This window comes from Geothrix oryzisoli (assembly GCF_022808865.1).
Lineage (GTDB): Bacteria > Acidobacteriota > Holophagae > Holophagales > Holophagaceae > Geothrix > Geothrix oryzisoli.
On record NZ_JAKZLB010000003.1, the window covers coordinates 321,670 to 344,026 of the forward strand.

19 protein-coding genes and 2 riboswitches are annotated in these 22,357 nt (G+C 69.6%); of the genes, 3 read left to right on the plus strand and 16 right to left on the minus strand.

Annotated elements, in window-relative coordinates; all coding sequences use genetic code 11:
* Positions 1–41: 41 nt before the first annotated feature.
* Both MLE43_RS09635 and MLE43_RS09640 read right to left on the minus strand, forming a co-directional pair.
* On the minus strand, positions 42–989 hold the full coding sequence (locus MLE43_RS09635) for a DUF4126 domain-containing protein (protein ID WP_243303507.1): 948 nt from the start codon (positions 987–989) through the stop codon (positions 42–44).
* Positions 989–1,243 (minus strand): GlsB/YeaQ/YmgE family stress response membrane protein, encoded by a 255-nt coding sequence (locus tag MLE43_RS09640; RefSeq protein WP_243303509.1) that lies wholly within the window; start codon positions 1,241–1,243, stop codon positions 989–991. Before MLE43_RS09640 ends, MLE43_RS09635 begins: the two co-directional genes overlap by 1 nt.
* A gap of 160 nt (positions 1,244–1,403) precedes the next feature.
* Between MLE43_RS09640 and MLE43_RS09645 the strand changes: the two genes are divergently transcribed.
* Positions 1,404–1,796 carry a YidB family protein gene (locus MLE43_RS09645; RefSeq protein WP_243303511.1) on the plus strand — a complete coding sequence of 131 codons (393 nt, stop codon included), beginning with the start codon at positions 1,404–1,406 and terminating at the stop codon, positions 1,794–1,796.
* 3 nt (positions 1,797–1,799) lie between these two features.
* Here MLE43_RS09645 and MLE43_RS09650 read toward each other — a convergent pair whose 3' ends face one another.
* Positions 1,800–2,357 (minus strand): hypothetical protein, encoded by a 558-nt coding sequence (locus MLE43_RS09650; RefSeq protein ID WP_243303512.1) that lies wholly within the window; start codon positions 2,355–2,357, stop codon positions 1,800–1,802.
* Between the two features lie 294 nt (positions 2,358–2,651).
* On the opposite strand from MLE43_RS09650, the gene MLE43_RS09655 reads away from it, so the two are divergent.
* Complete coding sequence (locus tag MLE43_RS09655; protein ID WP_243303514.1) at positions 2,652–2,840, plus strand: hypothetical protein; 189 nt, start codon at positions 2,652–2,654, stop codon at positions 2,838–2,840.
* A gap of 15 nt (positions 2,841–2,855) precedes the next feature.
* Here the strand turns inward: MLE43_RS09655 and MLE43_RS09660 are convergent, their stop codons facing one another.
* The 3 genes from MLE43_RS09660 to MLE43_RS09670 are packed head-to-tail and all read right to left on the minus strand — an operon-like array spanning position 2,856 to position 6,470.
* Entirely contained in the window at positions 2,856–4,220 is a 1,365-nt protein-coding gene (locus MLE43_RS09660; RefSeq protein ID WP_243303516.1) for an aspartate kinase, read from the minus strand.
* On the minus strand, positions 4,217–5,152 hold the full coding sequence (gene metA, locus MLE43_RS09665; protein WP_243303518.1) for a homoserine O-acetyltransferase MetA: 936 nt from the start codon (positions 5,150–5,152) through the stop codon (positions 4,217–4,219). The genes MLE43_RS09660 and metA overlap by 4 nt, the downstream gene beginning before the upstream one ends.
* A gap of 13 nt (positions 5,153–5,165) precedes the next feature.
* Entirely contained in the window at positions 5,166–6,470 is a 1,305-nt protein-coding gene (locus MLE43_RS09670) for an O-acetylhomoserine aminocarboxypropyltransferase/cysteine synthase family protein (RefSeq protein WP_243303519.1), read from the minus strand.
* Between the two features lie 124 nt (positions 6,471–6,594).
* Positions 6,595–6,703, minus strand: a riboswitch (SAM riboswitch).
* 227 nt (positions 6,704–6,930) lie between these two features.
* Between MLE43_RS09670 and bamE the strand changes: the two genes are divergently transcribed.
* Entirely contained in the window at positions 6,931–7,428 is a 498-nt protein-coding gene (gene bamE / locus MLE43_RS09675) for an outer membrane protein assembly factor BamE domain-containing protein (protein ID WP_243303520.1), read from the plus strand.
* A 27-nt stretch (positions 7,429–7,455) separates the two neighbouring features.
* Here bamE and metH read toward each other — a convergent pair whose 3' ends face one another.
* The 10 genes from metH to MLE43_RS09725 all read right to left on the minus strand — a co-directional run bounded on the left by metH (position 7,456) and on the right by MLE43_RS09725 (position 22,315).
* Complete coding sequence (gene metH / locus MLE43_RS09680) at positions 7,456–10,878, minus strand: methionine synthase (RefSeq protein ID WP_243303521.1); 3,423 nt, start codon at positions 10,876–10,878, stop codon at positions 7,456–7,458.
* A 1-nt stretch (position 10,879) separates the two neighbouring features.
* Complete coding sequence (locus MLE43_RS09685) at positions 10,880–11,167, minus strand: 2Fe-2S iron-sulfur cluster-binding protein (RefSeq protein WP_243303522.1); 288 nt, start codon at positions 11,165–11,167, stop codon at positions 10,880–10,882.
* Positions 11,164–13,029, minus strand: a complete 1,866-nt coding sequence (locus MLE43_RS09690; protein ID WP_243303523.1) for a bifunctional homocysteine S-methyltransferase/methylenetetrahydrofolate reductase — start codon at positions 13,027–13,029, stop codon at positions 11,164–11,166. Before MLE43_RS09690 ends, MLE43_RS09685 begins: the two co-directional genes overlap by 4 nt.
* A gap of 64 nt (positions 13,030–13,093) precedes the next feature.
* A riboswitch (SAM riboswitch) is annotated at positions 13,094–13,197 on the minus strand.
* 52 nt (positions 13,198–13,249) lie between these two features.
* Positions 13,250–14,683, minus strand: a complete 1,434-nt coding sequence (locus MLE43_RS09695; RefSeq protein ID WP_243303524.1) for a glycosyltransferase family 2 protein — start codon at positions 14,681–14,683, stop codon at positions 13,250–13,252.
* Positions 14,680–15,765 (minus strand): HEAT repeat domain-containing protein, encoded by a 1,086-nt coding sequence (locus MLE43_RS09700; RefSeq protein WP_243303525.1) that lies wholly within the window; start codon positions 15,763–15,765, stop codon positions 14,680–14,682. The genes MLE43_RS09695 and MLE43_RS09700 overlap by 4 nt, the downstream gene beginning before the upstream one ends.
* Before the next feature lie 78 nt (positions 15,766–15,843).
* Complete coding sequence (locus MLE43_RS09705; protein ID WP_243303526.1) at positions 15,844–16,248, minus strand: response regulator transcription factor; 405 nt, start codon at positions 16,246–16,248, stop codon at positions 15,844–15,846.
* Positions 16,249–16,270: 22 nt separating this feature from the next.
* Complete coding sequence (locus tag MLE43_RS09710; protein WP_243303528.1) at positions 16,271–17,968, minus strand: tetratricopeptide repeat protein; 1,698 nt, start codon at positions 17,966–17,968, stop codon at positions 16,271–16,273.
* Positions 17,965–20,205 (minus strand): hypothetical protein, encoded by a 2,241-nt coding sequence (locus MLE43_RS09715; RefSeq protein WP_243303529.1) that lies wholly within the window; start codon positions 20,203–20,205, stop codon positions 17,965–17,967. Before MLE43_RS09715 ends, MLE43_RS09710 begins: the two co-directional genes overlap by 4 nt.
* Before the next feature lie 152 nt (positions 20,206–20,357).
* Entirely contained in the window at positions 20,358–21,320 is a 963-nt protein-coding gene (locus MLE43_RS09720; RefSeq protein WP_243303530.1) for an alpha-ketoacid dehydrogenase subunit beta, read from the minus strand.
* Complete coding sequence (locus MLE43_RS09725; protein ID WP_243303531.1) at positions 21,317–22,315, minus strand: PLP-dependent cysteine synthase family protein; 999 nt, start codon at positions 22,313–22,315, stop codon at positions 21,317–21,319. The genes MLE43_RS09720 and MLE43_RS09725 overlap by 4 nt, the downstream gene beginning before the upstream one ends.
* Positions 22,316–22,357: the final 42 nt, after the last annotated feature.

Consider the following 22,357-nt stretch of genomic DNA (forward strand, 5'->3'; position numbering starts at 1 on the left):
TCCAGGGTGGACCGAAAGCTCCCGCCGGGGAAGATGCCGGATCAGCGGGCCGGCTCCATCTCCCCGGGGAGGGCGTGGCGCCAGTCCCGTCCCACCAGCAGGACCTGGGGTTTTCCGCCCAGGCGGAAGACCGCGGTGTCCCAGAGGAAACCGGGGAAGATGCGAGTGGGGCCTGACGCGGCGTCAAAAGCGAGGCTCCGGGTGCGGAACCAGCGACGGTAGACCAGGTGCCAGTGCCCCCCGGCGCAGGCGAGGTAGGCCCCGTGGAACGCCGGCAGGCCCTTCACGCGGCGCGCGAAACAAGGCAGAACCTCGCTCCGGCCTGAAGAAGCCAGGTCCAGCACCTTCAACTCCACCCAGGCGGGGATTTCGTCCCGGGTTCCGCGTCCCACCAGGGAGCGCAGGGCGCCGCGGGAACCGGTGAGCACGAAGGCCAGGGCCCGCAGCAGCAGGGGCAGGAGGAGGGCCGTGGCCACCAGCACCGCTCCGAGCACGGGCAGGGCGATGGCGGGATGGCGGTAGGCCAGGGCGAGCAGGGCCGCCACGCCCACATCCTCCGCCACGCTGAGGATGCTGTGGCTGGCGGGCTCGGGCGCGGTGTGGGCCAGGAGCCGCACGCCCATCTTGCTGCCGTGGGTGCCCAGGGCGATGGTGCCGCCCGCCAGCAGGGCCAGCACCTTGGCCACGGGATGCAGCTCGCCGGCGGCCCCCAGGGCCAGCAGGGCGCCGCCCATGGGCCGGATGAAGGTGTGGAGCCCGTCCCAGATGGGCGTGATGAAGGGGATCTTGTCCGCCAGGAACTCCAGGAGGAACAGGATCGCGGCCACGCCCAGCACCACCGGGTGGCTGAGGATGGTCAGGTCCGGGGGCAGGCCGTGGATCCAGCCGAAACGCTGTCCGGCGCCCACCAGGAGCACCGTGAGGTAGAGGTTGATGCCGGAGACGGTGGAGAGGCCGAGGATGGCCGCCAGGGTCTGCGCTGGGCCCATCAGGCCGTGGCCCGCTTGTAGATGTGGTAGATGCCCAGCAGGATCACCGCGCCCACCACGGACATGAGAAAGCCGGCACCCTGGCCTGCCTGGTAGTGCCCCACGGCTCGCCCGATCCAGGTGCCCAGGAAGGAGCCCGCGATGCCGAGGACCATGGTGATGATCCACCCGCCCGGATCCTTGCCCGGCATGACGAGCTTCGCCACGGCGCCGGCGACGAGACCGATGATGCAGGTCCAGATGAGGTGGAGCATGGGAACCCCCTGTCTGATGGAGAGATGGTGGTCCCACCCTACGCTTGGTCCGGAACCAGGGTCAACGGATGCCGGGCTGTTTCGAACATTCCACGGGATGAGCCTTGCCCCGGGGGCGATCCGGATGGACCCTGGGGCTCCACTTCCCGAGGAGGATGTCATGGGTCTGCTGGACATGGTGGGCGGTCTGATGGGGCAGGGCGGTCAAGCGGAGGGCGGCAACCCGCTCATGGGTGCCGTCATGGGCCTCATCCAGAACCACCCCGGCGGCCTCCAGGGCCTGCTGGGCCAGTTCCAGGAGAAGGGACTGGGCGACCAGGTGGCCTCGTGGGTCGGCACCGGCGAGAACCAGCCCATCAGCGCCGAGCACGTGCAGGCGGCCCTGGGCTCGGAACAGGTGCAGCAACTGGCCGGCCAGCTGGGCGTCTCCCACGACGAGGCCGCCTCGGGCCTGGCCAGCCTCCTGCCCCAGGTGATCGACAAGCTGAGCCCCCAGGGCAGCCTCCCCGAGGGCGGCCTCGGCCTGGATCTGCTGAAGAAGTTCCTGGGCTAGACGCTACATCCTGAGCGCGGTTTCCGCGGCCACGGCATCCCGTTCCTTCAGATGGTCGAAGAGGATCAGGTACCAGCCGAAGGCCGCCAGCAGGGCATGCCGGAAGCGCGCGGAGTGCTCCGAGTTCAGGTCGACGTCGCCATGCTCGATGCCCGGAAGGGAGGTGAGATCCCTTCCGGTGCGGGCATGGAGCCGGACCAGGGGCAGGCCTTCCGGATCCGAGAAGGTTCCTCCGGGACCCATGCCGTGGTGCCAGGTCCAGTCGAAGACCGCCCCGTCCTGGAATTCCAGCTTCCCGTGCCGCAGGGTGTGGGGGTGGAAGGTGGCGAGGTTGACCTTCCCGCCCTCCTCGCGCAGGGTCACGACCGGGTTCATGACGCCCAGGTGCTTGAGGGTCCAGGTCCCCTCGGCGGTCTCCACGCGGGCCAGGATGTGCTCCGGGTCCAGGAAGGCGAGGGTGGCGAAGGTTCCACCCTCGGCGCGCAGTTCAAAGGCCAGCGGGGTGGCGTCTTGCCGCCACCATTCCAGGGAGCTGGTCGGGCATTCGGTGAGGGATCTCATGGCTTCCGCCTGTTCCCGCGGGGGGATGGGCCCGCGTACGGGAAATGTACGTCCATCCGGGCGGGGTGGTCAGGCGGAGCCGCGGAAAAATCCAGGTGGAATCAAGTTCTGACAGGTATTGAGACATCGTCCAGGCTGGACCGCGCCGGGCCGGGCCCGGATGGCTTCCGTCACGAATCCGCCGGGCTCCGGAGGAGCAGGTGGCGCCTGGGGAAGGCAGGCCTATCTTTTAGATTTCACAGGGGAAAGATGATGGTCTGCGAGACAAGGGGCGACCGACGCCAGGCGTCGCAGTTGCGCGAGGACGAGGGCCGGGGTGGGCTCTGGTCCCTGCCGGATGGCCACCGCCTGCCCAACCTGGTGGATGCGGTTCCCCTCGTGCTGGGGGATCCCTCCCACCCTGCCCGGTTGCGCCCCACGGATCTCGAACATCCCGAAGATTTCCACACCCGCCTCACGGCCTGGCTGCTTCGCCAGGGTTGAGGGCCCGGGCCCGGATCATCCAGCCAGCTGGCACGCCTCGGATGGGGACAGGGGCCGGCGGTCCACGCAGCGGGCGTGGAGGCGGGGGATCAGGTCGCCCAGCCGGGATTCGGGCACGAGGAAGGCGATGGAGACGGTGCTGCTGCCCGTGAGGAGGCCGCCCACGGGTTCCTGACCCAGGGCCGCCAGGTGGCGCAGGGCGGCCAGGGGGTCGGCCCGCAGGCCCTCGCCCACCAGGGCCACCACGGCCCAGCCGGTTTCCAGCTCCGGGCCCGAGGCGGCCAGATCCTCCATGACCTTGGCCGCGGCCGGGGTGTCCGGCCGCACGGCCAGCAGGGTGCCGGCGGGGCTCGACACCAGGCCGAAGCGCAGGGCCCCGGCCTCCTCCAGGCGCCGGGCGGCCTCCAGGGGCGGTTCCAGGCCCTCCGAGGCGGGGAAGCGCAGAAGGCTGAGCCCCTCCTTGTAGGCCACGGAGGTGACGGCTCCGGGCTCGCGGCGCGGGGGCACCGGCAGGATCTCGGTGCGGGAGGCGCTCGGCCGCAGCGTGTTGGCCACCACGAGCCGGAAGCCCGCGCGGCCTCCGGGGGCGAGGGAGTCCGCATGGAGCACCTTGGCCCCGAAGGCGCTGAGGGCCTCGGCCTCGCCCAGGCTCATCTGGGGGATGGGCCGGGCCTCGGGTACCAGACTGGGATCCGCCGTCAGCACGCCGTCGACGTCGGTCCAGATCTGCACCTCGTCGGCCTCCAGGGCTTCGCCCAGCAGCGTGGCGCTGGTGTCGGAACCGCCCCGGCCCAGGGTGGTGGTGAGGCCTTCGGAAGTGGCCCCCAGGAAGCCCTGCGTGATCCACAGGGCGCCAGCTGCCAGCGATGCGCGCCAGGGGGCCGCCGCGACGCGGAGGTCCGCGAGCTGCGGCCGGGCCTTGCCGAAGCGGGCGTCGGTCCGCATCACCTCGCGGACTTCCCGGAAGGTGCCGCCGAAGCAGGCCGCCGCCAGGTGCGCCGACAGGGTCTCACCCACGGCCAGGGCGGAATCCCGGCCCCGGGCCGTGGCTTCACCCAGCATGGCCATGCCCGTGAGCAGCTGGTCCAGCCGGTCGAACAGGGGATCCCACTCGGCCGTGACGGTGTCCAGCAGCCCCAGGCCTGCGGCCGTCTCGCGGTGCCGGCTCCGGAGCCCGGCCAGGTGAGTCTGGGCTTCGGGCAGACGGCCCGCGCTGGCGGCGGCGCAGGCCTCGAGGATGCGATCCGTGGTGCCGCGGAGGGCGGACACCACCACGAGGCCGCCCGAGGGCAGCTCTTCCTTCACGATGGCCGCCGCCCGGCGGAGGGCCTCGGCGCTGCCCACGGAACTGCCGCCGAACTTGAGGACTTTCAGGGTCATGCCTGCCTCCCTTCCAGCGGGAGGGGCCGAAGGTCGAAGGGCGCCTCCTGGTAGACGAAGTAGTTCAGCCAGTTGGAGAAGAGGAGGTTCGCGTGGCTCCGCCAGCGCACCAGCGGCTCGCGGGCCGGGTCATCGCCGGGGAAGTAGTTCTTCGGGATGCCGATGGGCAGGCCCTTGCCGAGGTCCCGGGCGTACTCGCCCTGGAGGGTGCCCGGGTCGTACTCCGAGTGCCCCGTGACGAAGACCTGCCGCCGGTCCCTGGACTGGACGAGATACACCCCGGCCTCCTCGGATTCGGCGAGCAGCTCCAGCCCCGGTTCCGCCAGGATGTCCGCGCGGCGGGTCTCCGTGTGGCGGGAGTGGGGCGCGAAGAACGCATCGTCGAAGCCCTGCACGATCCGCTCGTGGCGGGTGTTCAGCCGGTGCGGGAAGACGCCGAACAGCTTCTCCGCCAGGGGATGCTTGGGAATCCCGTAGTAGCGGTGGAGAGCCGCCTGGGCGCCCCAGCAGATGAAGAGGCTGGAGAACACATGCGTGCGCGCCCAGTCCAGCAGCTCCGCCAGCTCCGGCCAGTAGTCCACGGACTCGAAGGGCAGCGTCTCCACAGGGGCGCCGGTGACGATGAGCCCGTCGAAGGTCTGCCCGCGCACCTCCGCGAAGGACACGTAGTGCTCCAGCAGATGTTCCGCTGGTGTGTTCTTCGCCTCGTGGGAGGCCATGTGGAGCAGCGTGACCTCCACCTGCAGGGGGGTGTTCCCCAGCAGACGCAGGAGCTGCGTCTCCGTGGCGATCTTGGTGGGCATCAGGTTCAGGATCGCGATGCGGAGCGGGCGGATGTCCTGATGGAGGGCGCGGTGCTCCTCCATCAGGAACACGTTCTCCGCTTCCAGGACGCCGCGGGCAGGCAGGGAGGCCGGGACTTTGACAGGCATGGCTGCGGCTCCCTCAGGCCTTGGCCAGGGCCTGGTCCAGGTCCTCGATGAGGTCGTCGATGTGTTCGAGGCCCACGGAGAGGCGGACCAGATCGTCGGTGACGCCGGTGGCCGCGCGCTCCTCGGTGGAGAGCTGGGCGTGGGTGGTGGTGGCGGGATGGATGATGAGGCTCTTGGCATCGCCCAGGTTGGCCAGGCGCGAGAAGAGCTGCACGGCATCGATGAGCGCCCCGCCGGCCTTCAGCCCGCCCCCCGAGGCTGAGGGTTTGAGGCCGAAGGTGAGGATGCCGCCGAAGCCCGCGCCCTTGCGGAAGTAGCGGGCCGCGGCGGCGTGGTTCGGGCTGGTGGGCAGGCCGGGGTAGTTCACCCAGGCCACCTTGGGGTGGGTCGAAAGCCACTGGGCCAGGGCCAGGGCGTTCGCTCCGTGGCGCTCCACGCGGAGGTGCAGCGTCTCGATGCCCTGGAGGATGAGGAAGGCGTTGAAGGGGCTCAGGGCCGCGCCGGTGTCGCGCAGGCCCTCGATGCGGGCCTTGGTGATGAAGGCCGCGGGCCCGGCGAGGTCGGCCAGGATGGCGCCGTGATAGGCGGCAAAGGGCTCGGTGAACTCGGGGAACTTGCCGCTCTTCCAGTCGAAGGTGCCGCCGTCCACGATGAGGCCCGCCACGGAGGTGCCGTGGCCGCCGAGGTACTTGGTGGCGCTGTGGACCACGATGTCCGCGCCGAGCTTGAAGGGGTTCAGCAGGTAGGGGCTGGGCAGGGTGTTGTCCACGATGAGCGGGATACCCGCCGCGTGGGCGATGGCGGCGATGGCCTCGAACTCGGGTACGTCCAGCTTGGGGTTGCCCACGGCCTCGATGTAGATGGCGCGGGTCTCGGGCCGGAGGGCGGCGCGGAAGGCCTCGGGCTTCGTCGAATCCACGAAGGTGGTGGTGATGCCCGCGCGGGGCAGGGTATGGCTCAGCAGGTTGTAGGTGCCGCCGTAGAGGTTGTTGCCGGCCACCACGTGGTCGCCGCCCCGCAGCAGGGTGGTGAGGGCGAGCGTGATGGCCGCCTGGCCGGAGGCCGTGGCCAGGGCGCCGATGCCGCCCTCCAGCTGGGCCACGCGCTGCTCCAGCACGGCCGTGGTGGGGTTCATGATCCGGGTGTAGATGTTTCCCGGTACCTCCAGGTTGAAGAGGGCCGCGCCGTGCTCCGTGCTGTCGAACACATAGCTCGTGGTCTGGTAGATGGGCACGGCCCGGCTCTTGGTGTCCGAATCCGGGCTGTGGCCCCCGTGGAGGGCGAGGGTCTCGAAGCGGGGCGTGGGGGTGGCGCTCATGGCGTCTCCTGAAAAAGCAAAGTTGAAAAGGCCGAGGCCTCGTCTGTCCAAGCAAGTCCAGGAAAAGCAAAAGGGGGCCCGATTTCTCGGGCCCCCTTCGATGATTGCGTCAGCTCGACACAGCTCGACATCTCTCCGCGCTTGATCACTCAATCGCGGCAGGAATTGGCACCTTGCTTTCGCAGGTTGCCAAGGTTTCACAGGGCCCGTCCCTCCACCTTTCTGGATAACTCGCTATGGAACTGACAAGGATCTCGTAAGAGAACGGCCCCGAAGGGCCGGTCAGAAAAGGTAGCGCTCCAGCAGCCTCCTGGCAAGGGCCATCGTCGCCTGCACCGAAAAAAGGAGGGGATGCGGGCCCCTCCCGGCTGCGGGTTCCCTGGATGCCAGCCTCTGGCACACTGCTCCTGTCAGGCGCCGCTCCCCGGGGTGGAAGGCCTGCCCGGACTGGAGCCCTCCCATGCAGCGACGCCTTGCCGCCCTGATGATCGCCCTTCCCGCGGCTGTGTCCGTGGGCTGCACGCGGCCGGACCTGGACGTGACCAAACTCCGGGTGGGGATGACCAAGCGGGAGGTGATCGAGCGTGTCGGGAACCCCTCCAAGACGACGGTCGTCAACGACACGGAAGTGCATGAGTACGAAGCCTATGATCGGTACGGAGCCATCAAGATCAACAGCCGCACCCAGTACATCCGCTTCGTGGACGGCAAGGTGGTCGCCTTCGGCACCCTCGAGGACCTCAAGGCCGGGCGGGCGGCCCGGGGCACCGCAGAGGCCCGGGCCAAGAAAGGCCTGGAGGCGCGGGAAGCGGCCCCCCAGGACCGACCGGCCGCCCCGGCGTTCGACTTGCGCCTGGAACTGGAAAAGCTCGAGAAGCTGAAGAAGGACGGGCTCATCACCGAAGCTGAGTTCGGGGAGCTCCGCCAGAAGGTCATGGACAAGGCCCGGGCCCAGTAGGGACCTGCCGCCGGCCGGCGGGATCGCCTACACGGAGAAGTACCGTGCCTGGGGATGCCAGGCCACCAGGGCGCTGGTGCTGTATTCGGGGTCCATCTGGTGGCTGTCGCTGAGGTGGACGCCGATCTCCGGGCCCTGCAGGAGGTCCAGGATGGGGCCGTTGCCGGCGAGATCCGGGCAGGCGGGGTAGCCGTAGGAATAGCGGGAGCCCTGGTAGCCCTGAGCGAAGAGGGCCCGGCCCGGCAGATCCTTGAGGTGGATGCCCAGCTCGTGGCGAATGCGGGCATGGAGCCGCTCGGCGTAGGCCTCCGTCAGTTCCGTGGCGAGGCCATGGAAGGCGAAGTAGTCCGCGTAGCCGTCCTCCCGGTAGAGCTTCGCCGCGTGATCCGCGGCGGCCTGCCCCAGGGTGACGAGCTGGAGGGCCAGCACGTCGGTGGCGTCGGCCCGGAAGAAGTCCGCGATGCAGAGCCGTCTTCCCGCACCCTGGCGCGGGAAGGCGAGCACCGCGAGCGTCCTGGAGCGATCAGCGGGATCGAGCACGCGCAGCGCATCGCCTTCCGCACGTACGGGGAAGTACCCGTAGCGGGCCCTGGGCTGGAAGACCGGGTCGGCCGCGAGACGCTCCTTCCATCGCGCCAGCTGGGGCTCGGCCTTGTCCCGCAGCACCGCGGCGAAGGCCTCGTCGCCCTGGCTGCCCTGGCTGTAGCCCCAACGGTTGCGCACGAGGGCGAACTCGTCCAGGTGCGCGAACAGATCCGCGGGTGCGTCCGCGAGTTCCCGCACGCCCCAGAAAGGCGGTGCCGGCGGGGGCGCGTCATGGCGCACCCAGCTGCTCTGGCCCGGTTCCGTGAGCGGCACCGAAGCGCTACCTCGCTTCAGTATTTTGATATCGCCAGCCGCGGTCGCGGCGGGTGCAGGGGCCGGGACGCTGGTTTCCCCCGCAACCAAGGCCTGCATGTGCCGCAGGCCTTCGAAGGCATCCTCGGCATAGAGGACCGCGCCCGAATACGATCGCCGGCAGTCGCCCTCCACATAGTCGCGGGTGAGGGCCGCACCGCCCAGGATGACGGGCACGCGCTGCGCCTGCTCTTCCATGAAGTGCAGGTTCTCCTTCATGATCACGGTGGACTTCACCAGCAGGCCCGAGAGGCCGATGGCATCCGCAGGCCACAGTTCCAGTTCCTTGAGGATGGCCTCGATGGGCTGCTTGATGCCCAGGTTCCGCACCTCGAAGCCGTTGTTGCTGAGGATGATGTCCACCAGGTTCTTGCCGATGTCGTGGACATCGCCCTTCACGGTGGCCAGGAGGATGCGGCCCTTCTGGTAGTTCGACTCCTTCGGCAGGTGGGGCTCGATGCGCTTGATGGCGGCCTTCATGGCCTCGGCGCTCTCCAGCACGAACGGCAGCTGCATCTCGCCCGCGCCGAAGCGCTCGCCCACCACCTTCATGGCGCCCAGCAGCACCTCGTTGATGAGACTGAGGGGATCGTGGTCCTTCAGAGCCTCATCCACATCGGCCAGGATGGCCTGCTTCTCGCCATCGAGGATGCCGCGCCGCAGGCGTTCCAGCACGGGCAGGTCGGCCCGGTGGTCGTCCACCACGGAGGCCTTGCGGTCACTGAATCGCGCCAGGACGGCCTTGAGGGGATCGTAGCCCCCGGAGCGCCGGTCGAAGATCAGGTCCTCGACCATGCGGCGGTCCTCGGGGTCGATCTTCGCGACGGGGAGCACCTTGGAGGCGTTGAAGATGGCCATGTCGAGGCCGTGCTTCACGCCGTGGTAGAGCATGAGGGCATTGAGCACGTGCCGGGCCGCGGGGTTCAGGCCGAAGCTCACGTTGCTCACGCCCAGGATGGTCATCACGCCCGGCAGCTCGGCCTTGATGAGCCGCAGGGCCTCCAGAGTTTCGACTGCGGAGCCCCGGAATTCCTCTTCGCCGCTGCCCAGGGTGAAGGTCAGTGGATCGATGATCAGGTCGCCGGGATCGAATCCGTACTCGCCCACCACGAGGGCATGCAGGCGGCGGGCCACCGCCAGCTTCTCTGCCCGCGTCTTGGCCATGCCCCGCTCGTCGATGGTGAGGGCCACCACGGCGGCGCCATAGGTCTTGCACAGGTCCAGGATCTTCCGGGCTTTGCCTTCGCCGTCCTCGAAGTTGATGGAGTTCACCACGCACTTGCCCGGGGATCGCTGCAGGGCCCGCTCGAGGACCGGCACCTCCGTGCTGTCGATCACCAGGGGCAGGGTGATCTGGGTGATCATGCGGCCCAGCAGCTCGTCGGCGTCGCGCACCTCGTCCCGGCCCACGTAGGCCACGCAGAGATCCAGCAGGTGGGCACCCTCCTTCTGCTGTTCCTTGGCCAGCGCGACCATGCCGTCCCAGTCCTCGGCGGCCAGCAGGTCGCGGAACTTCTTCGAGCCGTTGGCGTTGGTCCGCTCGCCGACGATGAGGGGCGCGGGTTCCTGCCGGAGCGCCACGCTCTGGTAGAGGCTGGCCGCGCTGCGCTCGAGCTTCGGTGAGCGCACGGGGGCGTTCAGTTTCTCCACGCCCGCCGCCAGGGCCTCGATGTGATCCGGCGTGGTGCCGCAGCAGCCGCCCACGATGGCAAGGCCGAACTCCGCGGCCGCATGCAGCACCTTGGGCGCGAAGGCTGCGGGATGCAGGGGGTAGACCACCTGGCCGTCGACGTTCACCGGCAGGCCCGCGTTGGGCAGGCAGCTGATGCGGAAGGGGCTGGCTTCGGCGAGGGTCTGCAGGTGCATGTGCATCTCGTCGGGCCCCGTGGCGCAGTTCAGGCCCAGCACGTCGAGACCCAGGGGCTCCACGCTGGTGAGCACGGCGGAAATGTCGGAACCCACCAGGAGCGTGCCCGTGGTCTCCACGGTGGCCTGCACCCAGAGCGGCACCTTCCGGCGCTTGGCGGCCATGGCCTCGCGGGCGGCGCGCACGGCCACCTTGATCTGGCCCAGGTCCTGGCAGGTTTCGATGAGGATGGCGTCGGCGCCGCCGTCCAGGAGCCCGTCCATCTGCACGCGGTACGAGGCGAGCAGGTCGGCGTAGCCCACGTGGCCCAGGGTGATGAGCTTGGTGCCCGGGCCCACGGAGCCGATGACAAAGCGGGGCCGGTCGAAGCTGCGGGCCACCTCCTGGGCGAGCGAGGCCGCCTGCACGTTCAGGGCGTAGGCCTTGTCGGACAGGCCGAACTCGCCCAGCACCAGGGGATTCGCCCCGAAGGTGTTGGTCTCCACAGCGTCGGCGCCCGCGTTGAAGTAGCTTTCGTGGATCTCGCGAATCCATTGGGGTCGCCGCTCCGTGAGCAGGTCCACGCAGCCCTCCAGCGCTGCGCTGCCGTAGTCCTCCACGGTGGGTTTGCGGGCGAAGATCTGCGTGCCCATGCCGCCATCCAGCAGCAGCACCTTGTCGCGGAGGAGCGCATCGAGGGTCGTCATGTCAGAGCCCGAGATAGTCGATGGCGACATCGCCGTGGATGATCACCTGGCAGGCCAGGCGCTGGTCGGGGGGGGCCTCCAGGCCCCGGAGGAAGTCCCGTTCCTCCGTGCCCATGTCGCTGCAGTGGGCCAGGCCCTCCACCACCCGCACCCGGCAGGTGCCGCAGGAGCCCGTGCGGCAGCCGAAGGTGATGTCCGCCCCGGCGGCGTCGGCGATGCGCTGCAGGGGCGTGCCCTCCGGCGCCTCCACCAGCAGATCCTCGAGGAGGAAGTGGACCTTCGCGCTCATGCGACCTCCCGTTTCGGCAGCAGGGGCGCCACCAGTTCCACCTGGCCGAAGGGGGCGCTGAGCTGGAGCCCGCGGATGCGGGGGCGGATCGTCTCGATGATCTCCTGGGCGATGGCCAGGCCCTCCTTGACCTGGTCTTCGGCGGTGGCCCACTTGGCCATGCGGGCCAGGATGGCGGGCGGCATGAAGACGCCGGGCACCTCATTGGCCATGAACTCCGCGTTGCGCAGGCTCTTGAGGGGCCAGATGCCGGCGATGATGGGCAGGCCGCCCCGGCCGTCCAGGGACTCGGTGAAGTCCAGGAAGCGGAACAGGCTCTCGGCGTCGAAGACAGGCTGGGTGATGGCCCACTGGGCGCCGGCCTCCACCTTGTAGCGGAACCGGGCCTTCTCCCGCTCCAGGTCCGGGGCCACAGGGTTGGCGCCCACGCCCACACTGAAGGAGGTGGGCTTGCCGATGCTGGCGCCGCCCAGGTCGAGACCCGTGTTCAGGCGCTTCAGCATGTTCACCAGGCCGATGGCGTCCACATCGAAGACCGCCGTGGCCTGAGGATAGGGCCCCAGCTTCGGCGGATCGCCCGTCACGGCCAGGATGTTCCTCAGGCCCAGGCCCGCCGCGCCCAGGAGGTCGCTCTGCATGCCCAGCAGGTTCCGGTCGCGGCAGGCGTAGTGGAGGATGGTCTCCAGGCCCACCTGCTGCTCGATGATGAGGGCCGTGGCCAGGGCGGACATGCGGGCCATGGCGCGGGGGCCGTCGGGCACGTTGATGGCGTCCACGCCCAGGGCGCGGCACTGGCGGGTCTTGGCCAGGAGCTTGTCGTATTCCATGCCCTTGGGCGGCACCAGTTCCACGGTGTGGATGAACTCGTTCTGCGCCAGCTTGAGGCTGAACCGGCTGCGGTAGGGGAATGGCACCTCGGCCTGGGGCTGCTCGTGCGGCTTCAGCTCGAAGCCGCCGCCCCCTTGCACGAAGGCCCGTTCCTGGCGGAAGGCCCCCCGCATGGCCCGGATGTGGGCCGGCGTGGTGCCGCTGCACCCACCCACGGCCCGGGCGCCGGCCGCCAGGGCGCGGGCCGCGAAGCCGCCCAGGTACTCCGGGCTCGCCCCGTAGATGAGCCGGCCGTCCACCTGGTGGGGTAGCCCGGGGTTCGGCTGGAGGACGATGGGCTTGGCGGTGACGGCCTTCAGGCGTTCCAGCAGGCGCAGCTGGGGGGCCGGCCCGTTGCCGCCGATGAGGCCGACCAAGTCGGCGCCCCAGGTGTCCAGCTGCTTGATGAACCACTCGGGCTCGGCACCGAACAGGGCCTGGCCATCGTCGCCGGTGGTCATCAGGGCCGCGACGGGCAGGTCGCCCACCTCCTTGATGGCGAGGAGGGCCTGGTGGATCTCATTCAAGTCCTCGAAGGCCTCCAGCACGATCAGATCCGCCCCGGCCCCGGCGAGGGCCTCGGCCTGCTCGCGGAAGAGGGCGCGGGCCTCGTCGAAGGAGGTGGGCCCCCAGGGCTCGATCCGGACCCCCAGAGGGCCGATGCAGCCCGCCACCCAGGCTCGGGCGCCCTGTTGGGTGATGGCCTGTTTCGCCAGGGCCACGCCCTCACGGTTGATGGCGTCGAGGTGGCCCTCCAGGCCCCGGGCGGCCAGCTTGAGGCGGTTGGCGCCCCAGGTGTTGGTGGTGAGCACCTGGGCGCCAGCCGCCAGGAACTCCCCGTGGATGGCCAGCAGCAGGTCCGGCGCCTTGAGGTTGCACTCCTCGAAGCTGCGCTGCAGGGTGATGCCGCGGTCATGCAGGGCCGTGGCCGTGCTGCCGTCGAAGAGGAAGCATTCGCCCTCGGCGAGGGCCTTCTGGAAGGAGGGGTGGGTCATGGATGCGCCTGGGGCGGCAATCCGTTTATCGGCATCCAGGAGGTCTCGGGTCAGTCTGAATCATTCGGTATCTTCCCCCCGGACACGCCGGGGGCAGGAATTGGCACCTTGCTTTCGCAGGTTGCCAAGGTTTCACAGGGCCTTTCCCTCCACCTTTCTGGATAGCGCTATCGGACTGCCAAAGATCAAGGGATCAGAATGGTCTGGCAACAGGTATTCGTCAACCCTGGGGCGGTTCATCCGGTGCCGGGTGCGTGGTGAGGCCCCTGCGCTTCACGTGACCCCAGCTGTTCTTGCCGCGGATCCAGTCGAAGGTGCCCTTCAGGCGCCACCAGACGGTCAGCTGGCGGTAGCCGAAGTTCTCGACCACGGCCGTGAAGAGCAGCAGCATCCAGGCCTTCAGGCCCTGGTACCGGTGGCCGCTGATCTCCTGCAGCACCACGGCCACGACGGAGTTCAGCACGCCGAGGAGCAGGGCCACGTAGACGAACAGGATGGCGAAGGTGCCGTTGATGGAGTGGGTCCAGAGGGCCCAGACGAACACCAGATACCCGCTGACTTCAATGACGGGCGCCAGGGCTTCGAAGAAGAGGAAGTAGGGCATCGAGAAGAGCCCGATGCGGCCGTACCGGGGGTTGAAGCACATGCGCCGGTGCCGCCAGAGGGTCTCCAGGAGGCCCCGCTGCCAGCGGTTCCGCTGCCGTCCGAGTCCGCGGAAATCCTCGGGCACCTCGGTCCAGCACACCGGGTCCGGCACCAGGGTGATGTGATGGGGGCGCTTCTCCTCGCGCAGGCAGCGGTGCAGGCGCACGACCAGCTCGAAGTCCTCGCCGATGGTGGCGGTCTCGAAGCCGCCGGCCGCCACGACCAGATCCTTGCGGAAGACCCCGAAGGCGCCGCTGACGATGAACATGCTGTCCAGGGAGGCCAGGCCCACCCGGGCGAACAGGAAGGCCCGGAGGTATTCGACGATCTGGAAGCGGGCGAGCCAGGAGTCGGGCAGGAAGATGCCGCGGATGCCCATGGGCGTGACCTTGCACCCGTTGAGGGGGCGGACCACGCCCCCCGAGGCCACCAGGTCGGGCCGGTCCATGAAGGGCCGGGCGATGCGCAGGAGGGCGTCGTTCTCCAGGAGGCTGTCGCCATCCATGCAGCAGACCAGGGGATAGCGGGCGAGGTTGATGCCGCAGTTCAGGGCGTCGGCCTTCCCGCCGTTCGCCTTGTCCACCACCACCAGGTTGGGGACGTAGGCGCTCTCGTAGATGCCGCGCACCTCCTGGGTGGGCAGCAGCTGGCGTACGACCCGCTGGCTGGGCTGGAGCTTGAAGGCGGTGATGAGGCGCTCGAGGGTGGCGTCGGTGCTGCCGTCGCTCACCACCACCACCTGGAATTCCGGATAGCGGAGGCTGATGAGGCTGTTGATGCTCGCCACCGAACCGGCCTCCTCGTTGTAGACGGGGCAGATCAGGGTGATGGGCTTGAAGTGGCTGGTCTCGAAGGCCGTGTCGAGGCGGTCGATGCCGACGGCGTCCAGGTAGTTCCGGATGGAGAAGAAGGCCCTCAGGATCAGGGCCAGGTGTGTCAGGTTCGTGGCGAGGAAGTAGAGGAGGATGCTCCACTCCACGAGGGCGGTGAGGAAGACCAGGACCGTCACATGTGCCCCCGTTCATCCGCCCATTCGAGCCGCTCCCGGGCGATGTCGCGGGCGAAGCGGTCGGCGGCCGGATCGTCCGCCAGCCAGGTCAGGGCCGAGACGCCGGAATGGCCGAGGTCCACGAGGCTCTGGGCGGCGTTCCGGCGGACCTCGTACACGGGGTCGGCCATCAGGGGCAGCAGGTCCGGAACGGCGGAAGGCCCGCCCAGCACGCCCAGGGCCCGGGCGACCTGGGTCCGGATCTCCCAGGCGGGGCTGGCGGCGAAGCTCAGTACCTTGGGATAGACCAGCGGGTCCGCGAGGATGATGAGGGCCTTGAGGACGGAAGCCCTCAGGTCCACGCTCGGGATCCCCAGCAGCCACAGCAGGCGGGGCTGGGACTCGCGATGCCGGTGGGAGCCCACCAGCAGGGCGTAGAGGATCCAGGGCTCGGGGTTCTGGTCGGGCGACTCCAGGTTCTCCTTCATCCACGGCAGGAGGATGGGACCGAAGCCTTCCAGCACCCGGAGCAGCCGCTCCCGCTGGTAGAGCTCCTCCCGCATGACCCAGGCGAGGACCGGGGCGGCGTAGGTCAGGCTCCGGCTGTGGGTCAGGGTCTGGGCGGCCGTGTGGGCGACGAAGGGGACGGGATCATCCAGCAGTGGCAGGACCAGCTCGAGGTAGCCTTCCATCCGGACTCCGGGCTTCCAGCGCCAGGGTCGGGCCGTTACCGGGGGCGGCACATGCTCGGCCGGCTCATCCAGGCGGAAGATGGCGATCTCCTTGGCGGCCTGCGCGCGGACCTTGGGGTCGCGGTCCCGCAGCCGCTGGGGCAGGGTGGCGTGGATGCCCATGCTGAGGTACAGCTCCCGCAGCAGCTCGGATTCCTGGCCGGCAATGGTGGACTGGTAGCGGGCGAGGAAATCCCTGAACAGCCACCGGTCCGACCAGGCGACCTGGCCGAAGCCGCCGCGCTCATAGCCCTTCTTGAAGAGGTAGTCCGTGAGCTGGCCTTCCCAGGCCTGGTAGCGGGCGATGCGGTGCCGGTTCCGGCGGTCCTTGCGGTACTGCATGATGCTGCCCAGCAGCACCAGTGCGACCACCAGGCAGACCAGGCCGAGGGTCGCCCAACGGAGGACAGGCAGCAGGACGCTGTGGGACAGGTGGATGGGGAGGATGGCTCACCCCGCGCGATGGGAGCGTTCGTAGAGCCGCCACAGCCGCTCTACCATCACCTGGACCGAGATCGGTTTGGCCATGTAGTCGTCCGCGCCTGCCGCCAGGCACCGCACCATGTCCTGTTCGCTGTGGTTGCTGGAAAGGAGCAGGATGGGGAGGCGCCCCTTGGGGGGCGGGAGGTCCCGGATCTCCTGCACCAGCCGGAAGCCGTTCATGGCCGGCATCATGAGGTCCGTGGTGACCAGATCGACCTTCTCCTGGCGGAGGAGCTCGAGGGCCTCCATGCCGTTGGCGGCCACGAGCACCTTCAGCCCCTCCATCTCCAGGCGGACCTGGATGATCTTGGCCGTCGCGGGGTCATCTTCCACCACCAGGACGGTCGTTTGCTCTGGCCAGCGTCGAGTCATCGGAAAAAAGTCTACCGCCTTTCTACCAAATCCAGCGATTCCCACGGATCCGGAGCCCGCAGCGGAGGGTGTGGTCCCGGTAGCTGGTGGGATCGAGGGGGTCGGAGATGGGCAGCCCCGCCACGCTCTGGTCCCAGGCGGCAAAGAGGGATACGGCCGACCCTCCGGGCGTCCAGGTGGCGGCCAGGGTGTACCCCCAGGTGAACTGGCTGGACCCCTGGTTCACCGTCTGCCGCCCCCCCCAGGCGTCGAGGGCGAGCTCCCAGCGCTCCTCCTGCCGCAGGGACGCCCCGGCGGTGGCGCCGTAGTAGCGGTACCGCTCGGGATTGAAGAAGCCGACCCGGAGGGAGCGGTCCTGGTCGATGAGGCGGCCGGAAAGCCCCAGGCGCCACTCGCCCGCCTCGAAGGGGAAGCGGTGCCCGGCCTCGGCGCGGAGCCCGGTCCGCGCGGCGCCGGCGGAAAGGAAGGCGCGGTCCGCGGTGAGAGCCGCATGGTCGAGGGTCTGGTTGAAGACCCAGTTCCCGCCCAGGGCCCAGGTCCGGGTGTAGGTGCGGAGGTCCACGGCCAGGGGCGTGGCCAGGTTCGGCGCGAAGGTATGGGAGAGGACCAGGTTCAGGCCCTTGGCCGCGCGCCAGCCCAGGGCCAGGCTGTGGAAGCCCGCGGCCTCCCCGCCCACGTCATCCACCCGGCCCGCCTGGGCCGAAGCCATGAAGCGCGTCCCCAGGGGGTGGCTGATCCCCACCGACCATTCCCGGGGTTTGCGCTCGGCTCCGCCGCTCTGGTCGAGCCGGTCGAAAGCGCCCCCGAACCGCAGGCTGCCATCCAAGAACGGGACCGCCGCGTCCACCCGCTGGGTCTGGGCCCGCAGGCCCTCATTGGAATCCGTACGGATCTGGGAGAGCTCGAGCCAGGGGCCCTGGGCGTCGACGAGGCCGCGAAGCCTGGACTGGGCATCCTCGCGGATGTCCGGATTGCCCAGCTGGGCCTCGGTCCGGGTCCGGGCCCGGCGGAGGTGCCCCATCCTCTGGTCGACCTGGGCGCGCATGAGCTCCGCCTCGGGGGTCCGCGCATCCTCGGGCGGGAGGCTGGCCAGGCGGCGGTCCGCGGCCTCGGGATCGCCGGCCCAGAGGTCCAGCTGGGCCAGGCCCAGCAGGGCTTCCCGGTCCGCCGGGGCCTGGCGGAGAACAGCCTCGTAGGCCTGGCGGGCTTGGCCGTGCCTTCCCCGCCAGCCCAGCACCCGGCCGCGGTTGATGAGGAAGTCCCGGTCCGCCGGGTGGTCCTTCAGCCAGGCGCCGGTGAGGGCCAGGCTCCGGTCCAGTCGTCCGTCCCAGCTGAGGTAGGTGGCGGTGTCCAGGGTGGCCTGGCGGTCCCCCTTGGCCACGTAGGGTGCGAGGATCCGCACGGCCTCCTTGAACTGTCGGGACCAGGCGGTCACCCGCGCCAGGACGGGCTCGGACTCCGCCGCGAGCTCCGGATGGACCTCCCGGTGGCGCTTCAGGTCGCGGATGGCCTCATCGAACCGCTTCATCCAGCTCAGAGTCCGGGCGCGCTCCAGCAGCGCGTCCGGCTGGTCCCTCCAGAGCTCCAGCATGCGGGTGTACACCGCCACGGCTTCGGGCAGGCGCTTCTGCGAGCGCAGGTCCCGGGCCTGCCTCAAGAGGAGGGAGGCATCCGGGGCGGGAGCGGGCTCCTGCTGGACGGGCGGGGCGGGGTGGATCATCGGGGCAACCTCGGTTCATCGGGGGTGTCGGCCAGGGCTTTCTGGTAGATCGTGAAGGACTGCTTCCGGAAACGATGGTAGGTCGGCTGGTTCCAGGTCGGCCAGGTGAAGCGTGGTGGCAGGGGGATCCGGCCCTGGAGGGTGGGGGGAAGGGTGCGGCGGACGGTGCCTTGACCCTCCCAGAGCGGTTTGTCGGCATCCAGGGCCGCCAGCACGAATCTGAACCCGGGGGTGACGGCGGTCCCCATGGGGCCGGGGCTTTTCTCCTCGGGATCATCGAGGACCGTCCGGCTGCTGGGATCAGTGACCTGCAGCAGGGTCCAGGGGATCCGCGCCTCGAGGAACCCCTGGCCGTCGGAGGCGAGGCCCACCTGCCACTCCGCCCGGGAATCGAAGGCGGCCTCGGCACGATCCTGGGTGCCCTGGCGCAGCCAGCCGATCTCGGTGCTGTGGCCCGGGAACCGGGTTCCGTCGCGACCGATCCGCGGGTGGTTGCTCTTCGCCGTGGGCATGACGAACCGGCCCTCTTCGTTGACGAGGCTCCGGTAGCGCTGCCGGGGTTGGGGCCGGTACTCGGGGATGGCGTAGGGTGCGTCCACGAAGACGCCGGTGCGACCCGCGCCCTGGAACAGGATGGCGAACTCCAGCCCCGCGTCGCTGCGGAGGTCCCGGGTCCAGGGCAGGCGATGATCGCCCCGCCGGGCATCCACGGTGTCGATGCCCACCAGGAAGGCCTGCTTCGAGAAGTCCACGGGGCCCTGGACGAACAGCCCCAGGTGGAGCCAGCCCTCGTCCGCCAGCACTTTCAAGGTGAGGCCGCCCCCCTGGAGGTAGACGGGGACCCGCGCCCAGTCACCGGCCCTGCCGTCGATCTGGATGGCCGGACCCCGGGCGCCCGGCCGGTAGGCGATGAGCCCGTAGTTCTCCTCGGCGTCCATCGCGTTGTACCAGAAGGGCTTCCGATCCGCGGGCCGCTCGAACGGCTGGGTCAGCCAGTTCTTCTTGAACCATTCGTCGATCCAGGCGAAGAGCACGCCGCCGGCACAGCCGGCCTCGTAGATGTTCCGCTGGAGCCGGGCATCCTGCTCGCCCTGTTCCCGCTCGTTCTGGCCGCCGTGGGTCAGGCCCTGGGCCTGCCAGTGGGCGACGATGCGGGAGGAGGGCACGCCGAATTCCGCGATGAGCACCGGATGGCGGGCATGGTGCCGCACCAAGTCGGCGAGGTATCCGGCATAGCTGCTGGGGCCCAGGTGATCCCGGGCCTGCGCGTAGCCCGGATCCAGGTTCATGAAATCGGGGTAGTACGGGTAGGCGTGGTAGCTGGCGAAGAGGCCCGCCTTGAGGTCTGCCGTGCCGTCGAACTTCTCCAGGTCGAGGCTGACGGCATCCTCGTCGTCGGGTGCGTCGGTCAAGGGCTCGGCGCCCAGGCCCAGCTTCTGCCGCAGGGCGTGTTCCTCGCGCTCCGTGGCTTCCGTGGGATGGAAGAGGGGGTCCAGGGTGGGCCAGTTGGTGAAGGCCATGGGACGCTGGGCGTGGAACTGGTCCCACTCCAGGGCCAGGAAGTGGTCCATGCTCTGGGCCAGAAACCGCTCCATGGCGTGCCCATCGCGCAGGGTGACGAAGCGGCCGGCCCAGTCCGAGGTGCCCGGGTGCTGGCCGTTGAACGCCATCACCGCGGAGGACTCCCACTCGCGGCCCAGGATGATGGCCAGGGTCCACGGGCTGACGTCGGCCCCATAGGTGCCGGCGCTGTGGCCCGGGCGGAGGGGGATCCGGGCGCGGCCGTGGAGCACCTCCACCACCTCCTGCATCTCCCGGTGCCAGGCGAGGAGCCAGGCGGGATCCTGGAAGTCGCTGCGGGGGGGCAGCTCGGCCCAGACGCCGTGGATGAGCCAGAGGGGCTTCCGGGCGTGGAGGTTGTAGGCGCGCAGGGCCTCGTAGAACGCGGGCGGATGGATCGTATAGACGCGCACCGTGTTGATGCCCGCTTCGGCCATCTCCCGGAGCCATCCGTCATAGGTGGCCCGGTCGGGGAACTCGCTGGGATAGCGGCCCGGGAGGGAGGCCCCCAGGTTCATGCCCTTGACGTAGAAGGGCCGCCAGCCGCCCTGACCATCGGCCACCTCCAGCCTCCGGGCATGGGCGCGGGCGGGGATCTGCGGCAGGGCGGGCCGGGGGAGGGCGGCCGGGGCTGCCGTCGCGGGCGGGGCTTGGGGTCGTGGCCTGCCTGAGGCCATGGCCGCCGGTCCTGGCTGAACCAGGAAAAAGGTGAGACCTGCGAACGCCAAGACCGGTAATGGCAAAATCATTTGCCTTATTAGACCGGATTTTTCTGGATCGCGAACATGAAATCAGGGACCGTCAGGCCGGACCGGGCCCTGGTGAGGATTTACCAGGCGAGGAGTCGCCCGAGGGCGGATCTCACGGCCTCCACGCCGGGCAGGAAGGCCGCCTCGAGGGGCGGGCTGGCCGGGGTCGGCGTGTCGGCCGCGCCCAGGCGCAGCACGGGGGCGTCCAGCCAGCCGAAGCAGGTCTCGCCGACGCGGGCCGCCAGCTCGGCGCCGGGGCCGTAGGTCAGGCTGGCCTCCGTGAGCACCAGGGCGCGGTGGGTGCGCTTCACGAGCCCGGTGATGGCCTCGTCATCCAGGGGCCAGAGGGTGCGCAGGTCGAGCACGGCCACATCCAGGCCCGCCGCGGCCTCCAGGGCTACCTGCTGCGCGGCGCCGTAGGTGAGGATGCAGGCCTGCCCGCCTTCCTTGCGGAGGGCCGCTTCGCCCAGGCGCGCCGTGGGGGCCTCGTCCCACTGGTCCTTGAGGCGGCGGTAGAGGTGCTTGTGCTCGAAGAACAGCACGGGATCCGGGTCGTCGATGGCAGCGCGGAGCAGGGCGTAGGCATCGCGCACGGTGCCGGGCGCCACCACCTTGAGGCCGGGGCTGCCCAGGAAGTGGCCTTCGGGGTTCTGGCTGTGGAAGGGGCCGCCTCCGTTGCCGCCGCCGGAGGGTCCGCGGAACACGGCAGGCACGGTGGCGCCCCAGCGCCAGTGGGCCTTCGCGGCGAAGTTCACCATGAGGTCCGAGGCCAGCAGCGCGAAGTCCATGAACTGGAACTCCGCCACCGGCCGTTGGCCCATGAGGGCTGCGCCGATGGCGGCGCCCACGATGGCCTGCTCGGAGATGGGCGTGTCGATCACCCGGTCCGGCCCGAAGCGGTCCAGCAGGCCCTCCGTGGCCCGGAAGGCGCCGCCGTAGGCGCCGATGTCCTCGCCCAGGCAGCAGACCCGCGAATCCGCCTCCATGGCGTCGAGCAGCGCCTGGCGGATGGCGTCGACGTAGGTGCCGGAGAAGGCGGTCATTCCGCCTCCAGGAGGCCCCGTTCCGCCAGCCACGCGTCGTTGAAGATGCTGCTCAGGTAGCGGCCCGCGCCGTCGGGGAACACGGTCACGATGCGGGCGGGGCGGTCCAGGGAGGGCAGCTTCGAGGCCACCTGCCGCACCGCCCACAGCGCCGCGCCGCTGGAGCCGCCCCCCAGGACACCCTCCTCCTTCACGAGCCGGCGGGCCTGGTGGAAGGCATCGCGGTCGGACACCTGGAACATCTCGTCGATGAGCTCGAACTCCATGGTGGGGATGAGGAACTCGTCGCCCAGGCCCTCGAGCTTGTAGGGGCCCGCCTTGGGATCCTTCTCGCCGTGGAAGTGGGGGGTGAACACCGAGCCCACGGGATCCACGGCCACGATCTTGATGCGCGGATCCTGCTCCTTGAGATAGCGGCCCACGCCTCCGATGGTGCCGCCCGTGCCGGCGCCGGCCACCAGATAGTCGATGCGGCCCTCCATCTGCTCCCAGATCTCGGGGCCCGTGCCGTGGTAGTGGGCGGCGTTGTTCTCGCGGTTGCCGTGCTGGTCCGGAAAGAAGCAGTGGGGCGTCTCCCGGGCCAGACGCGGCGTGATGTTGTTGTAGCTGTCGGGGTGTTCCGGGGGCAGGCTCGTATCCACCTTGAGCACCTCGGCGCCCAGGGCCAGCAGCTGGTTCAGCTTCTCCTGGGAGATGGTGTCGCGCACCACCACCTTCAGCTTGTAGCCCTTCTGGATGGCCATGAGGGCCAGGCCCATGGCCGTGTTGCCCGAAGAGTTCTCGATGATGGTGTCGCCGGGCTTCAGCCGGCCGTCCCGCTCCGCCGCCTCGATCATGTGCTTGGCGATGCGGTCCTTGCTGCTGCCCATGGGGTTCAGGAACTCGAGCTTGGCGAAGACCTCCGCCGGAAGGTCCGACACGACGCGGCGCAGCCGCACCAGCGGCGTGTTGCCGATGGCTTCCAGGACGCTGCCGCAGGGCTTCCGGTACTGCATGAGGTTCCTCCTGCTGCCAGTATGACCGGCGCCACAGCCCGG

Coding starts and splice junctions, on each gene's coding strand:
- bamE (WP_243303520.1), top strand. CDS start 6,931: ATGCAGCGACGCCTTGCCGCCCTGATGATCGCCCTTCCCGCGGCTGTG.
- MLE43_RS09645 (WP_243303511.1), top strand. CDS start 1,404: ATGGGTCTGCTGGACATGGTGGGCGGTCTGATGGGGCAGGGCGGTCAA.
- MLE43_RS09685 (WP_243303522.1), bottom strand. CDS start 11,167: ATGAGCGCGAAGGTCCACTTCCTCCTCGAGGATCTGCTGGTGGAGGCG.
- MLE43_RS09650 (WP_243303512.1), bottom strand. CDS start 2,357: ATGAGATCCCTCACCGAATGCCCGACCAGCTCCCTGGAATGGTGGCGG.
- MLE43_RS09705 (WP_243303526.1), bottom strand. CDS start 16,248: ATGACTCGACGCTGGCCAGAGCAAACGACCGTCCTGGTGGTGGAAGAT.
- MLE43_RS09690 (WP_243303523.1), bottom strand. CDS start 13,029: ATGACCCACCCCTCCTTCCAGAAGGCCCTCGCCGAGGGCGAATGCTTC.
- MLE43_RS09715 (WP_243303529.1), bottom strand. CDS start 20,205: ATGGCCTCAGGCAGGCCACGACCCCAAGCCCCGCCCGCGACGGCAGCC.
- MLE43_RS09670 (WP_243303519.1), bottom strand. CDS start 6,470: ATGAGCGCCACCCCCACGCCCCGCTTCGAGACCCTCGCCCTCCACGGG.
- MLE43_RS09660 (WP_243303516.1), bottom strand. CDS start 4,220: ATGACCCTGAAAGTCCTCAAGTTCGGCGGCAGTTCCGTGGGCAGCGCC.
- MLE43_RS09710 (WP_243303528.1), bottom strand. CDS start 17,968: ATGATCCACCCCGCCCCGCCCGTCCAGCAGGAGCCCGCTCCCGCCCCG.
- MLE43_RS09725 (WP_243303531.1), bottom strand. CDS start 22,315: ATGCAGTACCGGAAGCCCTGCGGCAGCGTCCTGGAAGCCATCGGCAAC.
- MLE43_RS09635 (WP_243303507.1), bottom strand. CDS start 989: ATGGGCCCAGCGCAGACCCTGGCGGCCATCCTCGGCCTCTCCACCGTC.
- MLE43_RS09720 (WP_243303530.1), bottom strand. CDS start 21,320: ATGACCGCCTTCTCCGGCACCTACGTCGACGCCATCCGCCAGGCGCTG.
- MLE43_RS09640 (WP_243303509.1), bottom strand. CDS start 1,243: ATGCTCCACCTCATCTGGACCTGCATCATCGGTCTCGTCGCCGGCGCC.
- metA (WP_243303518.1), bottom strand. CDS start 5,152: ATGCCTGTCAAAGTCCCGGCCTCCCTGCCTGCCCGCGGCGTCCTGGAA.
- metH (WP_243303521.1), bottom strand. CDS start 10,878: ATGACGACCCTCGATGCGCTCCTCCGCGACAAGGTGCTGCTGCTGGAT.